The 13,571-nt window shown below is 71.0% G+C and carries 13 protein-coding genes; 8 read left to right on the top strand and 5 right to left on the bottom strand.

What is annotated here, in order from left to right:
• Positions 1-15: 15 nt before the first annotated feature.
• From AMS65_RS07185 to AMS65_RS07175, 3 genes are all read left to right on the top strand, one after another.
• Positions 16-882 carry an amino acid ABC transporter permease gene (locus AMS65_RS07185; protein ID WP_083451548.1) on the top strand — a complete coding sequence of 289 codons (867 nt, stop codon included), beginning with the start codon at positions 16-18 and terminating at the stop codon, positions 880-882.
• Positions 879-1,667 (top strand): amino acid ABC transporter ATP-binding protein, encoded by a 789-nt coding sequence (locus AMS65_RS07180; protein ID WP_053383482.1) that lies wholly within the window; start codon positions 879-881, stop codon positions 1,665-1,667. The genes AMS65_RS07185 and AMS65_RS07180 overlap by 4 nt, the downstream gene beginning before the upstream one ends.
• Positions 1,668-1,790: 123 nt before the next feature.
• Positions 1,791-3,281 (top strand): MDR family MFS transporter, encoded by a 1,491-nt coding sequence (locus AMS65_RS07175; RefSeq protein ID WP_083451547.1) that lies wholly within the window; start codon positions 1,791-1,793, stop codon positions 3,279-3,281.
• Between the two features lie 17 nt (positions 3,282-3,298).
• Here AMS65_RS07175 and AMS65_RS07170 read toward each other — a convergent pair whose 3' ends face one another.
• A complete protein-coding gene (locus tag AMS65_RS07170) occupies positions 3,299-4,213 on the bottom strand; it encodes a LysR family transcriptional regulator (RefSeq protein ID WP_053383481.1) in 915 nt (304 codons plus the stop codon).
• Positions 4,214-4,337: 124 nt separating this feature from the next.
• Here AMS65_RS07170 and AMS65_RS07165 point away from each other — a divergent pair, with 124 nt between their 5' ends.
• Entirely contained in the window at positions 4,338-5,957 is a 1,620-nt protein-coding gene (locus AMS65_RS07165; RefSeq protein WP_075200894.1) for an aminotransferase class I/II-fold pyridoxal phosphate-dependent enzyme, read from the top strand.
• Between the two features lie 199 nt (positions 5,958-6,156).
• Here AMS65_RS07165 and AMS65_RS07160 read toward each other — a convergent pair whose 3' ends face one another.
• Entirely contained in the window at positions 6,157-6,378 is a 222-nt protein-coding gene (locus AMS65_RS07160) for a hypothetical protein (protein WP_053383480.1), read from the bottom strand.
• 168 nt (positions 6,379-6,546) lie between these two features.
• On the opposite strand from AMS65_RS07160, the gene AMS65_RS07155 reads away from it, so the two are divergent.
• Together AMS65_RS07155 and AMS65_RS07150 are read left to right on the top strand one after the other, a co-directional pair.
• Positions 6,547-8,232, top strand: a complete 1,686-nt coding sequence (locus tag AMS65_RS07155) for a DUF885 domain-containing protein (RefSeq protein WP_053383479.1) — start codon at positions 6,547-6,549, stop codon at positions 8,230-8,232.
• 10 nt (positions 8,233-8,242) lie between these two features.
• Positions 8,243-8,656 (top strand): YchJ family protein, encoded by a 414-nt coding sequence (locus tag AMS65_RS07150; protein WP_053383478.1) that lies wholly within the window; start codon positions 8,243-8,245, stop codon positions 8,654-8,656.
• Between the two features lie 9 nt (positions 8,657-8,665).
• On the opposite strand, the gene AMS65_RS07145 is transcribed toward AMS65_RS07150, so the two are convergent.
• Both AMS65_RS07145 and AMS65_RS19780 read right to left on the bottom strand, forming a co-directional pair.
• Positions 8,666-9,199 carry a hypothetical protein gene (locus AMS65_RS07145; protein ID WP_157502133.1) on the bottom strand — a complete coding sequence of 178 codons (534 nt, stop codon included), beginning with the start codon at positions 9,197-9,199 and terminating at the stop codon, positions 8,666-8,668.
• A gap of 92 nt (positions 9,200-9,291) precedes the next feature.
• On the bottom strand, positions 9,292-9,783 hold the full coding sequence (locus tag AMS65_RS19780) for an Lrp/AsnC family transcriptional regulator (RefSeq protein WP_053383476.1): 492 nt from the start codon (positions 9,781-9,783) through the stop codon (positions 9,292-9,294).
• A gap of 128 nt (positions 9,784-9,911) precedes the next feature.
• Here AMS65_RS19780 and AMS65_RS07135 point away from each other — a divergent pair, with 128 nt between their 5' ends.
• Positions 9,912-11,123, top strand: coding sequence for a trans-sulfuration enzyme family protein (locus AMS65_RS07135; protein ID WP_241489372.1), 1,212 nt, complete (start codon positions 9,912-9,914; stop codon positions 11,121-11,123).
• A 5-nt stretch (positions 11,124-11,128) separates the two neighbouring features.
• On the opposite strand, the gene AMS65_RS07130 is transcribed toward AMS65_RS07135, so the two are convergent.
• Positions 11,129-12,538: an aminopeptidase P family protein gene (locus tag AMS65_RS07130; protein ID WP_053383474.1), complete on the bottom strand. Its 1,410-nt coding sequence runs from the start codon at positions 12,536-12,538 to the stop codon at positions 11,129-11,131.
• Positions 12,539-12,602: 64 nt separating this feature from the next.
• On the opposite strand from AMS65_RS07130, the gene AMS65_RS07125 reads away from it, so the two are divergent.
• On the top strand, positions 12,603-13,454 hold the full coding sequence (locus AMS65_RS07125; RefSeq protein WP_053383473.1) for a PHP domain-containing protein: 852 nt from the start codon (positions 12,603-12,605) through the stop codon (positions 13,452-13,454).
• The last annotated feature ends 117 nt before the right edge of the window (positions 13,455-13,571 follow it).

The raw sequence follows: 13,571 nt of genomic DNA, 5'->3' as shown, positions 1-13,571 counted from the left end.
CGGAACCTCCCCGAGTTGAATACCGTTACGGCCGGCGCGCCGTTCGAGCCGAGCGCCATCGAGCTCGAGCGGCGGGCATTCCGCCGCACGCGCAAGCAGCGCTCGATCCTCGTCAGCATCGCCAGCACACTCGTGTTCGCGACCGTGATCGCCGTCGTGCTGGTGAACAGCCCGGGCTGGGATCGTGTGCGTGAGACCTTCTTCGATCCGCAGGTGGCGATCGAGTCGTTCCCGCGCGTCATCAAGGGCCTGTGGCTGAACATCCAGGTGCTCGTGGTCGCGGCGCTGGGCGTGGCGATCCTGGGCACTCTGCTCGCGATCGCACGCACGCTCAAGGGTGCGGTGTTCACGCCGATCCGGCTGCTCGCCGCGGGCTACACCGACATCTTCCGCGGCATCCCGGTGCTGCTGGTGCTGTACCTCGTGGGCTTCGGCATCCCGGGTCTCGAGCTCACGGGGCGCCTGCCCGCGCAATTCTGGGGCACGATCGCGCTGATCCTCTGCTACTCGGCCTATGTGGCCGAGGTGCTGCGAGCCGGCATCGATGCGGTGCACCCCTCGCAGCGCCTCGCAGCCCGCTCCCTGGGCCTCAGCCACGGCAAGACGCTGCGCCTCGTCGTCATGCCCCAGGCGGTGCGCAAGGTGACGCCGGCGCTCATGAACGACTTCGTGTCGATGCAGAAGGACGTGGGCCTGATCTCGGTGCTCGGTGCGGTCGACGCGGTGCGCGCAGCGCAGATCGAGGTGGCCTCGAGCTACAACTTCACGCCCTACGTGCTGGCGGGCGTGCTCTTCGTGCTGCTGTCGTGGCCGTTCATCCGCCTCACCGACTGGGTGACGGCGCGGGCTCAGAAGCGCGAGCAGGTCGGAGGCACGGTATGACCGGGACGACGAAGCCGGGGCAGGATCCCGCTCCCGTGCTCGAGGTGCAGGGAGTGCACAAGCGCTTCGGGGAGCACCCGGTGCTGCGGGGAATCGACCTGACGGTCGACCGGCACGAGGTCGTGGTGCTGATCGGGGCCTCGGGATCAGGCAAGTCGACGCTGCTCAAGACCATCAACCTGCTCGAGCAGGTCGACGACGGGCGGATCGTGCTGCACGGCGCCGACGGCGCCGCCGAGGACATCACGGACCCCCGCGCTGACGCCGATCGGGTGCGGGCGCGGATCGGCGTGGTGTTCCAGCACTACAACCTCTTCCCGCACATGAACGTGCTCGACAATGTCACGCTCGCGGCGCGCAAGGTGTTCGGCACGTCGCGGGCCGAGGCGGAGCGCACGGGCCTCGCACTGCTCGAGCGCATCGGGCTCGGCGACAAGGCCAAGGAGTACCCGGATCGGCTCTCCGGCGGCCAGCAGCAGCGCGTCGCCATCGCCCGGGCCATCGCGACCGACCCGGAACTGCTGCTGCTCGACGAGATCACGAGTGCGCTCGATCCGCAGCTCGTCGGCGAGGTGCTCGATCTCGTGCGCGAGCTCAAGGCCGCGGGCTCCACGATCGTCATGGCCACGCACGAGATGTCGTTCGCGCGCCGGGTGGCCGATCGGGTGGTGTACCTCAAGGACGGGGTGATCGTCGAGTCCGGTCCGCCCCAGCAGATCTTCGAGCACCCCGAGCGCGAGGAGACCCGGGAGTTCCTGCGGCGACTGGCCGATCCCTTCGGGTAGGCGCCCCGGGGGCTTCGTGACCTCCGTCATCCTGCGTGAGCATTCCGCGCGCGCAGAATGACGAAGAGCAGCGGTGGTGCGGATGTCGTGGAATCCCGCGGGATCCGATAGGGTAGATCCCTTATGTCTCAATCTGCCGGGGAAACCACCGCGTCGCCCAACACCACACCCTCGAAGCCCGCCGCCATCGACCCCGCAGGATTGCGGGTCATCTGGCTGCTGCTCGCCGCGGCCTTCGTCGCGATCCTCAACGAGACGACGATGGCGATCGCCATTCCCTCGCTGAACGAGACGCTCGGCATCCCGCCCGAGTTGGGCCAGTGGCTGACGAGCGCCTTCATGCTCACCATGGCGGTCGTGATCCCGACCACCGGATTCCTGCTGCAGCGCTTCACGACGCGGCAGGTCTTCCTGGCGGCGATGATCGCCTTCGTGCTCGGCACGGCGATCTGCCTGGTGGCGCCCGGATTCCCGGTGCTGCTGCTCGGCCGCATCGTCCAGGCCGCGGGAACCGGCGTCATGATGCCGCTGCTCATGACGACGATGATGAACGTCGTGCCGCCGCACTCGCGCGGTCGCATGATGGGCCGGGTCGGGCTCGTCATGAGCCTCGCCCCCGCCCTCGGACCGACGCTCTCCGGCGTGATCCTCGACAGCCTCGGCTGGCGCTGGCTGTTCGGGATCATCCTTCCCATCGCCGTCGCGGCGCTCCTGCTCGGCGCGAAGTGGATGACCAACCTGGGAGAGACGACCGACGCCCCGATCGACGTCCTGTCGATCGTCCTGTCGGCCCTCGCCTTCGGCGGCATCGTCTACGGTCTCAGCCAGCTCGGCGGCGGCCACGGCGGATCCGCGGGCGGCGGAGCCGCCCCCTGGGCCGTCATCGTGGGCGGGGCCGTGTTCCTCGCCCTGTTCGTCTGGCGTCAGCTGGTGCTGCAGAAGAAGAACGATGCGCTGCTCGACCTCCGCGTGTTCACCTCGCGCAACTACGTCGTGTCCGTCATCATCATGGGCGTCGTCGCGCTGTCGATGTTCGGTACGTTCTCGCTGCTGCCGCTCTACCTCCAGAACGTGGCGGGCCTCGACCCGACGGCAGCCGGACTCGTCCTGCTGCCCGGATCGGTGCTCATGGGTCTCCTCGGACCGGTCATGGGACGCATCTACGACGCCCGCGGGCCGCGGACGCTCCTCGTGCCGGGCACGATCCTCATCGCGGTGTCGCTGTTCACCTACTCGACGGTGGGCGTGCATACGCCGATGTGGTTCCTCGTGATCGTGCAGATCCTGATGTCGCTCGGTCTCGCGGGCTCCTTCACGCCGCTGTTCTCGGCGTCGCTCGGCTCGCTCGACCGATCGCTGTACTCGCACGGGTCCGCGGTGCTCAACACGCTGCAGCAGGTCGGCGGCGCAGCGGGAACGGCCGTGCTGATCTCGATCTACTCGACGTTCCTGCACGCGGGCGAGGCCCAGGGGCTGCCGACCGCGGAGGCCGGTGAGCCGGGGACGCACGCGGCGTTCCTCGTCGCGGCGTGCATCGCGGTCGTGCCCGTGGTGCTGGCCTTCTTCGTCAAGAAGCCGGCCGATCAGGAGGTCGGGGCTCCGGCGGGGCACTGATCCCGGAGGCCCGTCGCCTACCCGAGCGCGCTGATGGACCGTCGCACGGCCTCGGCCAGTTGGCGCACCGCGGCGGACGGGCCGCCGGGCCCGGCCGGTGCGGCGAGCAGCAGCTCCCGGGTGAAGCGCGGATCATCGACGGGGCGCAGCACGACCCCCTCGGGCGGGTGACTGCTCACGAGGCTGGGCACGAGTGAGACCGCCATGCCGGCCGCGACCAGCCCGAGCACGACCGAGTAGTCGTCGGTGCGGATGGCCACGTCGATCTGGTGGCCCTCGGCCTGGAACACCTCGCGCACGAGGTCGTCGAGCGTGTCGCCGGGGGTCGACCCCATGACCCAGCTGTCGCCCGCGAGCGAGAGCAGCGCCTCGTGGTCGAGGGTGCGGTGCCGGGCCGCCGGGTGGGCGGCGGGCAGCGCGACGAGCATGGGATCGGTGAAGAGGTGCGTCGTGTGCACCTCGGAGCGGAACGGCAGCTGGTACCCGCCCGCCGCGTAGACGAGGGCGGCATCGAGGGTGTGCTGGTTGATGCGCGTGACGAGCGGGGAGAGCTCCTCGAGGGTTGCGTCGAGCTCGATCCCGAGTTCCGCGACGCGGCTTGCGATGCCGGGCAGCAAACGTGCGGCCGCGGTGGGGAACGTGCCGAATCGCAGCCGGATCCGGCCCAGCTGGGCGAGGTCGCGCACGTCCGTGAGCGCGCGCTCGGCGAGGCCGAGGATCTCCTCGCCGCGTTCGAGCATCAGCGAGCCGGCGGTGGTGAGCTTGCTGCCGCGAGTGCTGCGCTCGGTGAGATCCGCGCCCACGAGGCGGTCGAGGTTGCGCAGGTGGTAGTCGACCGTGGGCTGGCTCCAGCCCAGCCGCGTGGCGGCGCGCGCCACCGACCCCTCTGCGGCCACCGCGCTGAGGGCCTGGAGCTGGCGGAGATCGATCATGTGTACCCTCGGTTCCTCTGGAGCGGCTGGGGTTGTATCACCCGAAGTGTTCAATACAGTATATGGTCCCCGGGAGGTGTTTACGGGGTTCCTCCCGGTGTTCGACGCGCGGGATCATGTCCCCATGCTGCAACAGGACCCGGGTACCTCAGACGTTCGCATCGACGGGGGCGGAACGATCGCCGCGATGGATCGGGCGCTGCCCGAGAACGGGGCTGCTGCGAGCAGGACGCCTGAGGGGCGCGCGCCGTTCGCCCGCCGATTCTCGGCCGAGCAGCGGCAGGCGCCCTACGCCGACGCGGTCGAGCGCTTCGGCACGTCGGAGCCCCTCTCGATGATGGTGCCGGGCCACGGCAACAACCCGGAGGACGGCGGCGCGCACATCGCGCAGCTCTTCGGCCCCCGCACCGCCCAGTTCGACGTGCCGCTCATGATCGACGGCATCGACCTCGGCGACGATTCGCCGCTCGTGCACGCCCAGCGCCTCGCGGCAGAGGCCTGGGGCGCCAAGCGCACCTGGTTCCTCACCAACGGCGCCTCCCAGGCGAATCGCACGGCGGCCATCGCCGTTCGCGGCCTCGGCGAGCGCGTGCTGATCCAGCGCAGCATGCACTCCAGCTTCACCGACGGCGTGCTGCTCTCCGGGCTGATCCCGTCCTTCGCGGCCCCGGGCATCGACGCCCATCACGGGATCGCGCACGGCCTCACGCCCGCGGCCCTCGGCGCGGCGCTCACCCGCGAGTCCGCGGCCGGGCGCGCGGTGTCGAGCGTCTACGTCGTGTCTCCGAGCTACTTCGGCTCGACGGCCGACGTGCGCGGCCTCGCCGACGTGGCCCACGCCCACGGCGCGGCGCTCATCGTCGACGGCGCCTGGGGCGCCCACTTCGGCTTCCATCCCGATCTGCCGGAGTCGCCCGCGCGGCTCGGCGCCGACCTCGTGGTCTCGAGCACGCACAAGCTCGCCGGATCCCTCACCCAGTCGGCCATGCTGCACCTCGGCCACGGGCCCTTCGCCGAGCGGCTGGAACCGCTCGTGATGCGCGCCTTCTCGATGACGGCGTCGACCTCCATGAGCGGAATCCTGATGAGCTCCCTCGATGCCGCGCGCCGCGCGCTCGTCACGGGTGAGCAGCGGATCGGATCTGCGATCCGGGCCGCCGGAGAGCTGCGCGAGCGGCTGCGGCGCGATCCTCGCTTCTCGATCATCAGCGACGACTTCGGAGCCTTCCCGGACATCGTCGACACCGATCAGCTGCGGGTGCCGATCGACGTCTCTGCGCTCGGGCGCAGCGGTCACTGGGTGCGCGGCCGCATGATCCAGGAGCACGGGGTGTACCTCGAGATGTCGACCGCCACGAGCGTGGTGGCGGTGATCGGCGCGTTGCGCGTGCCCGACCTCGATCGCTTCATGACCGCGTTCGGCGAGGTCGCCGACGAGGCCGTCCGGCTGGGCGCCGAGGACACGGGGGCGGAGTTCCCCGAGCTGCCCGAGCCGGGAGCCCTGCGCATGCTGCCGCGCGACGCCTACTTCGGCGCGAGCGAGATCGTGCCCGCGCACGAGGCGGTGGGTCGCGTCTCCGCCGACACCCTGGCGGCCTACCCGCCCGGCATCCCCAACCTGCTGCCCGGCGAGGAGATCACCGCCGACACCGTCGCCTTCCTGCGCGCCGTCGCGGCCTCGCCGACCGGCTACGTGCGGGGCGCGGTGGACGCCGAGGTCGCCGGCATCCGCGTCGTGAGCTGAACAACCCATCTCCGCGCGTCAGTAGTCGTCACCAAACCTGTCCTGAGGCAGCAACTACTGGCGCGCGTAGAGGATGGGCCGGGGTGCGAGGCGGAGGTCCTCCGTGTCGTTCGGATGGCGTCCGGTCACCGGACTGCGAAACGCAGCAGGGGCCGGGATCCTCGACGGGTCCCGGCCCCTGCTGCGTGCGCTGCGCGCGTTACTTCTTCTCGAAGAGGTTGCCCACGAGCGTCGAGCCGATCAGCACGACCGCCAGCAGCACCACGCCGACGATGGAGATCGCCACGACGTCGAGCGGATCGCCCGCGGTCGAGAGCGTCGACCCCTCGTGTCCACCGTCGTGGGCGAAGGCGGGCACCGCGACGAAGACCGAGGCGAGCGCTGCGGTCACGGCGGTGGCGATGCGGGTGCGGATCTTCACGATATCTCCTCGGAACTTCTGCGCAGGCGGGGACCGGCTGCCGGTGGGCGGGCGCGTGGGATCGCGCCGTGCTACGCCTCTATTCTGCCCTGAAGCGCCGCGCTTCGCGAACCGACAGGCTGGAAGGGCGCGAAGCCGCTGCAGCCCGACCGCAATAGGCTGGAGCACATGAACGCACATCGCCAGCAGACCGCCGTCGATCGCATCGCCGAGGCCTGGGTCGACACCCTCGTCGCGCACGATCCCGCGATCGGCACCTACATCGGCCGTGCGAGCGGGGGACTCGCGGACTACTCGCCGGAGGGAGCGGGCGCACTCGCCGACGCCCAGCGGAGCGCACTCGCGGAACTCACGGCCACGGCGCCCGTCGACCCGGTCGATGCGGTGACTCGTGCGGACCTCTCCGCCGAGCTGCGGCTCTCGCTGGCTCAGCACGAGGCCGGTGAGCATCTGCGCGACCTCAACGTCATCGAGTCGCCCTCGCAGCAGATCCGCGACGTCTTCGACCTGATGCCGACGGGCTCCACCGCCGACTGGGAGCTCGTGGCCGCTCGGCTGCGCGCGGTGCCCGGGGCGCTCGCGGGATACCGGGCGAGCCTCTCCGAGGGCGCCGCGCGGGGACTGGCGCCCGCGGTGCGGCAGGTCGCGGAGGTGGCGGCGCAGGCGCGCCGGACCGCCGGGACCGCCGAGGATCCCGGGTTCTTCGGCCGGCTCGCGGCCTCGAGCGCCGCGCCGGCTCCGCTCGCGCTGGAGCTCGCCGCGGCGGCCGCGGCGGCGTCGGGCTCGTACACGGAGCTGGCGGAGTTCCTCGAGCGCGAGATCGCACCGCTCGCTCCCGCGGCCGATGCCTTCGGGCGGGAGCGCTACGCGCCGGCCTCCGAGGCCTTTCTCGGTGCGCGCGTCGACCTCGACGAGACGTACGAGTGGGGGCTCGAGGAGCTGGCGCGCATGGTCTCCGAGCAGGAGCGCATCGCAGCCGAGATCGTGGGAGGAGCGCCGCGGCCGGGGATCGTGGACGAGGCCATCGCGAAGCTGGAGCGCGACCCGGCCCGTAAGCTGCACGGCACCGAGGAGCTGCAGCGCTGGATGCAGGAGACGAGCGATCGCGCCGTTGCCGAGCTGGCGGAGACGCAGTTCGAGATCCCGAGCGAGATCCGCGCCCTCGAGTGCCGGATCGCCCCCACACAGGAGGGCGGCATCTACTACACGGGCCCCAGCGACGACTTCTCGCGGCCCGGCCGCATGTGGTGGTCGGTGCCCGAGGGCGTCACCGAGTTCGACACCTGGCGCGAGCTCACCACGGTCTACCACGAGGGGGTGCCCGGACATCACCTGCAGATCGGGCAGGCGGTGGTGAACCGCGGCACCCTCAACGAGTGGCGGCGGCAGCTCGCCGGCACCTCGGGGCACGCCGAGGGATGGGCGCTCTACGCCGAGCGGCTCATGGAGCAGCTCGGCTATCTCGACGACCCGGCCGACAGGCTCGGAATGCTCGACGGACAGCGGATGCGCGCCGCGCGCGTCGTGCTCGACATCGGCGTGCATCTGGGCAAGCCGCGCCCGGACGGCACCGGGGTCTGGGACGGCGACTACGCCTTCGAGTTCATGCGCGAGAACGTCAACATGAACGACGGGTTCGTGCGCTTCGAGGTGCTGCGCTATCTGGGGTGGGCCGGGCAGGCGCCGTCGTACAAGATCGGGCAGCGGATCTGGGAGTCGCTGCGCGATGAGGCGCGGGATCGCGCGGAGAGCGCCGGGTCGGCCTTCGATGTGCGCGCCTTCCACCGCGATGCGCTGGCGCTCGGCGGCGTGCGACTCGACACGCTGCAGGCCGCGCTGCGCGGCGAGCTGTGAGGGCCGCCGGGTGAGCGGGGCTGCAGCCGGGCGGGGCGTCGAGGGATCCGAGCCCTGCCCCTGCGGGCGGGGTGAGCCGTACGACGCGTGCTGCGGACCGCTGCACGCCGGGCGGGCCGCACCCACGGCGGAGCGCCTCATGCGCTCCCGCTACAGCGCCTTCGCGCTCGGCCTGGGGGAGTACCTGCTGCTGAGCTGGGATCCCGCGACCCGGCCCGCATCGATGGAGCTCGACGAAGCGGTCGTGTGGAAACGGCTGTTCATCGAGCGCGTCGAGGCGGGCGGCCCGTTCGACGCGGAGGGCTTCGTCACCTTCACCGCCGTGGGCCGCGGCGCGGAGGGCCGCTTCGAGCAGCGCGAGCGCAGCCGCTTCGGGCGCGTCGACGGGCGCTGGGTCTACACGGACGGCGAGACGGCGGACTGAACGGTCGCGTCAGCGGATGTAGACGTCGAGGTGGTTGCCGAAGGTGCCGCGGTCGTAGATCTTGCCCTGATATCCGAAAGGGGTGTCGAACACGGAGCCCTTCGGCGCCGATCCGGCGAGCACGATGTAGCCGTCGCCGTCGCTCACGTAGCCGTCCTCGTTGACGTGCCTGCCGGGGATCTGCAGCCCGGGACCGGGCAGCACCTGCTGGCTGTAGTAGGTGAAGCGGTAGCCGCTCCAGTTGACCGCGCCGCTGAACATGAACTCCTGCAGCGTGTACAGCGCGGTGCGAGCGGACGCTCCCTGCGCAACGGGCGACACCGCGGTGACCTCGGTATCGATGACCATCTCCGAGGAGGCCGCCGACTCGAGCCGCTGCTGACCGCCGAACATCGCCGCCCGCTCCGCCTCCGTGACGGCGTTCGCCATGGAGAGCGGCGCCGTGGCGACGGTTCCGAGCAGCACCATCGCCGCGGCCGCGGCGCAGGCGCCACGGGTGCGGGACCACCGGGAGGTGCCCGGGTGCGCAGAAACAGCAGTCATCAGGAGACCGATGATACCCGGATCGCCTGAACGGGAACAGGGGCGGAGGAGCGGAGCGGCTGAATGGCTGAATGGCTGAGCAGCTGAGCGGCTCAGCTGCTCGGAGCCCCGGGGATCCACTCGCCGTCGTTGGCGCTGAACACGATGTGCGTCTCGGTGCCCCGCACCGAGGGGAGCACGGTGACGTGGTCGAGCACGAATCGGCGCAGCTCCTCGGTGTCGGCCACCGCGACCGTGATCATGAAGTCGTAGCGCCCGGTCAGATTCATCACGTTCAGCACGTTGGGCTGCCGCACCATGTGCGCCATGAACTCGTCGACCACCTCGCGGGAGTGCCGGGCGAGGAACACGAGCACCACGGCGCGCAGCGCGTATCCGAGGCGGGCGTAGTCGAGCTCGAGCCGGCGCGGTCCGATGACCGCTGCCTCGCGCAGCCTCCGCACCCGGTAGGCGCACGTGGACTCGGCGATCCCGAGCCGCTCCGCCAGCGCCTTGTTGCTCAGCCCGGGATCGCGGCTCAGCGCCTCGACGACGGCGTAGTCGAGCGCGTCGAGCGTGCTCGGGCCCTCTTGGGGAATCGTCACGATCGATCCTGTCCTCCGCCGGTTATTTGAGGAAAGCTTAGCTCGGCATCCGCTTTTCTGCGCTGTCGGCAACAACTCTTCCCTCCGATTGGTGATTGGGGCACGGTGGGGCCATGGATGCTTCGAAGATGAATATCGACACGATGGCGGTGCACGCGGGCCGGGACGATCTCGCCGCGCTCGGCGTGCACGCGCTGCCCATCGATCTCTCGACGACGAACCCGCTGCCGGGCATCGAGCGGGGCGGCGACTCGTACGAGGCGCTGGCGACGGGCGGCACACCGCCCGAGGGAGGCAGTGCGGTGTACGCGCGGCTGTGGAACCCGACGGTCGCCCGCTTCGAGTCCGGGCTCGCGCAACTCGAGCACGCGGAGTCGGCCGTCGCCTTCTCGGCCGGCATGGCCGCGTTCACCGCAGCCCTCCTCGCGTTCGCCGCGGCCTCGGGCAATCGGCACATCGTCGCCGTGCGGCCGCTCTACGGCGGGAGCGACCACCTGCTGGCCTCGGGACTGCTCGGCACCGAGACGACCTTCTGCCGTCCCGACGAGGTCGCGGCCTCGATCCGCCCCGACACCGGACTCGTGGTCATGGAGACCCCGGCCAATCCGACGCTCGAGCTCGTGAGCATCCGTGCGGTCGTCGCGCAGGCGGGCGAGGTGCCGGTGATGGTGGACAACACCTTCGCCACGCCCGTGCTGCAGAACCCGCTCGACCACGGTGCGGCGCTCTCGCTGCACAGCGCCACCAAGTACCTCGGAGGTCACGGGGACGTGATGGGCGGCGTCATCGCCTGCTCCGAGGCTTACGCGGAGCGGATCCGGCCGATCCGCGCGATCACCGGTGCGCTGCTGCACCCGCTGGCCGCCTATCTGCTGCACCGCGGCCTCACCACGCTCCCGCTGCGCGTGCGCGCCCAGCAGGAGACCGCGCGGCGAGTCGCCGAGTGGCTCGCCGTGCGGCCCGAGGTCGACGAGGTCTTCTACCCGGGTCTGCACGGCGACCCGCACGGTGTGCTCGGCACCCAGATGGCCGGGCCCGGCGCGATGGTGTCGATCCGCCTCGCCGGAGGCGGTGACGCGGCGGAGCAGATGACATCGGCCGTCGAGATCTTCACCCACGCGGTGTCGCTCGGCGGTGTCGACTCTCTGATCGAGAACCCCGCGGCGCTCACGCACCGACCCGTCGCCGGCGACGCGAAGCCCGACGCGGGTATCGTGCGCATGTCGATCGGCCTCGAGAGCGCCGAGGATCTCATCGCCGATCTCAAGCGGGCGCTGCGGATGCCGCGCGACGAAGCATCGCGCAGGGGAACCGCCGCGGCGCTCGATCTGGCGGTGTAGCGGCTTCAGCCCTGCGGCCGCGCCTCCCGGATCCAGGCCTCCACCTCGTCGGCCGTGCGCGGAATGCCGGCCGAGAGATTCACGCAGCCGTCCTCGGTCACCACGATGTCGTCCTCGATGCGCACGCCGATGCCTCGATACTCCGCGGGCACCGTGAGGTCATCCGGCTGGAAGTAGAGGCCCGGCTCGATCGTGAACACCATGCCCGGTTCGAGGACGCCGTCGAGGTACATCTCGCGGCGCGCCTGCGCGCAGTCGTGCACATCCATGCCGAGATGGTGGCTCGTGCCGTGCACCATGTAGCGGCGGTAGTAGGCGGTGCCGTCGTCCTCCGGCAGCAGCCCCCACTCGCGGGTGCGGCGCTCGATCACCGCCATGGCGGCCTCGTGCACGTCGCCGAAGCGGATCCCGGGACGCACGATCGCGCGGGCCGCGTCGGCGGCCTCGAGCACGGCCTCGTAGACGCGGCGCTGAACCTCGGTGAAGGTGCCGGAGACCGGCACCGTGCGGGTGATATCGGCCGTGTAGAGGCTGTCGAGCTCGACACCGGCATCGAGCAGCAGCAGATCGCCGTCGAGCACGGGGCCGTCGTTGCGGATCCAGTGCAGCGTGCAGGCGTGAGGACCGGATGCCGCGATGGTCTCGTAGCCGACCGTGTTGCCGTCGAGTCGCGCGCGCTGGTTGAACACGCCCTCCACGATCCGCTCACCGCGGGGGTGCGCGCTCGCCCGCGGCAGCGCCGCGAGCACCTCGGCGAAGCCCTGCGCCGTCGCATCGACCGCGGCCTGCATCTCGGCGATCTCGTACGCGTCCTTCACGAGCCGCAGCTCGGAGGCCGCGCGCGCGAGCTCCCGGTCATCGGCGGCGAGTCCGAGTGCCCGGTCGCCGTCGCCGGCGGAGAACTCGGCGAGGTGCGCGGTGCGGACCCCGAGCGCCGCCTCGACCTGGGCGAGCGACGGCCGCGGGCCGATCCAGAACTCGCCGATCTCGGGATTGGCGAAGAACTCGTCGCTGTCGCGGCCGGCGCGCTCGCGGAAGTAGAGGGTGGCGGAGTGGGTCTGCTCGTGGGTGCCGTCGACCGGATCGAGTACGAGGATCGCGCCGGGCTCGGCGTCCGACCCCCAGCCGGTGAGGTGGGCGAAGGCGCTGTGCGCTCGGAACGGGTAGAAGGTGTCGTTGGAGCGCTGCTTCATCGCGCCGGCGGCGATCACGAGCCGCTCGCCCGGGAAGAGCGCGCCGAGAGCCGCGCGGCGGCGCGCGGCGTAGGGGGCTGAGGGAATGGGGGCGGGCAGCGTCTCGGGGCGATCTGCCCAGTGCGCAGAGATGTAGGTGGCGAAAGCGTCCGTCTGCGGGGTGGTGCTGCGGTTGCTGTTGTCGATCTCCACCTCGTGGGTGGCCTGAGCGGTTTCGGTCATGCCTCCATCCTCTCATCCCGATCCGGCCGGCAGTGGCTCGCCGTCGCACGGATAGACTGCTGGGATGGCAGCATCCGGGACGCAGCGGGGATTCGATCTGCACACGCACTCCGTGTTCTCGGATGGAACCACTCGGCCCGCCGAGATCGCCAGTGAGGCCGCGCGGCTCGGACTGGCGGGGTTCGCGCTGACGGATCACGACACGATCGACGGCTGGGACGAGGCGCGACGGGCGGCGGGCGAGCACGGCGTCGACTTCCTCCCCGGTATCGAGATCACCACGAAGCACACCGGCGGCTCCAGGCACCTGCTCGGCTACGGGATCGAATCGAGCGCGGGCGAGCTCTTCGAAGCGCTCGCTGAGGTGCGCACCGCCCGTCGCGCGCGTGCGCGCGAGATGGTGCGCCGAGTATCGGCGGACTATGCGATCACCTGGGAGGCCGTCGCGGGGGACGACGACGTGCGCACCGTCGGCCGCCCGCACATCGCCGATGCGCTGGTCGCGGCGGGCTACTTCGACGACCGCAGCTCAGCGTTCGAGCAGGTGCTGCACCCGGGTTCGCCCTACTACCTCGGCACCCACGCGATCGATACGATCGACGCGATCCGGATGGTGCGCGCCGCCGGAGGTGTCGCCGTGCTGGCGCACCCGGCCGCCTTCCGGCAGCGCCGCCCGAGCTCGGCCCGCGAGCTGCAGGAGTTCGCGGAGGCGGGCCTGTGGGGGATCGAACTGCACCACCCCGAGAACCGCATGGATTGGCTGCCGCCGCTCGAAGAGGCCGCTGCGCGACTCGGCCTTGCCGTCACCGGATCGAGCGACTACCACGGGGCCGGTAAACCGAACCGGCTGGGGGAGCGGTCGACCGATCCCGCGCTGGTGGAGCGCCTGCGCGCGCTGGTCGTCACGCCGCGCTGACGGGGAGGGCCTCCTGTCGGCCCGAGGCCGCCGAGATCCCGATTCTCGCCCTGTCTCCAGGGTGAGAACGATGGAAATCGGGATCTCGGCGTTGCGCGGATGCGCGGGGGCCGGGCA

The organism is Leucobacter celer subsp. astrifaciens, assembly GCF_001273835.1.
GTDB classification, from domain to species: domain Bacteria; phylum Actinomycetota; class Actinomycetes; order Actinomycetales; family Microbacteriaceae; genus Leucobacter; species Leucobacter celer.
The sequence above is the reverse complement of the archived record's forward strand: the minus strand, read 5'-3'. Positions and strand labels throughout refer to the sequence as shown.

Excerpts from the sequence above, each read along its gene's own strand:
- AMS65_RS07170 (WP_053383481.1), bottom strand. The coding sequence starts at position 4,213 with ATGATCGATCTCCGCCAGCTCCAGGCCCTCAGCGCGGTGGCCGCAGAG.
- AMS65_RS07145 (WP_157502133.1), bottom strand. The coding sequence starts at position 9,199 with ATGACTGCTGTTTCTGCGCACCCGGGCACCTCCCGGTGGTCCCGCACC.
- AMS65_RS07125 (WP_053383473.1), top strand. The coding sequence starts at position 12,603 with ATGGCAGCATCCGGGACGCAGCGGGGATTCGATCTGCACACGCACTCC.
- AMS65_RS07180 (WP_053383482.1), top strand. The coding sequence starts at position 879 with ATGACCGGGACGACGAAGCCGGGGCAGGATCCCGCTCCCGTGCTCGAG.
- AMS65_RS07165 (WP_075200894.1), top strand. The coding sequence starts at position 4,338 with ATGCTGCAACAGGACCCGGGTACCTCAGACGTTCGCATCGACGGGGGC.
- AMS65_RS07155 (WP_053383479.1), top strand. The coding sequence starts at position 6,547 with ATGAACGCACATCGCCAGCAGACCGCCGTCGATCGCATCGCCGAGGCC.
- AMS65_RS07130 (WP_053383474.1), bottom strand. The coding sequence starts at position 12,538 with ATGACCGAAACCGCTCAGGCCACCCACGAGGTGGAGATCGACAACAGC.
- AMS65_RS07175 (WP_083451547.1), top strand. The coding sequence starts at position 1,791 with ATGTCTCAATCTGCCGGGGAAACCACCGCGTCGCCCAACACCACACCC.
- AMS65_RS07135 (WP_241489372.1), top strand. The coding sequence starts at position 9,912 with ATGAATATCGACACGATGGCGGTGCACGCGGGCCGGGACGATCTCGCC.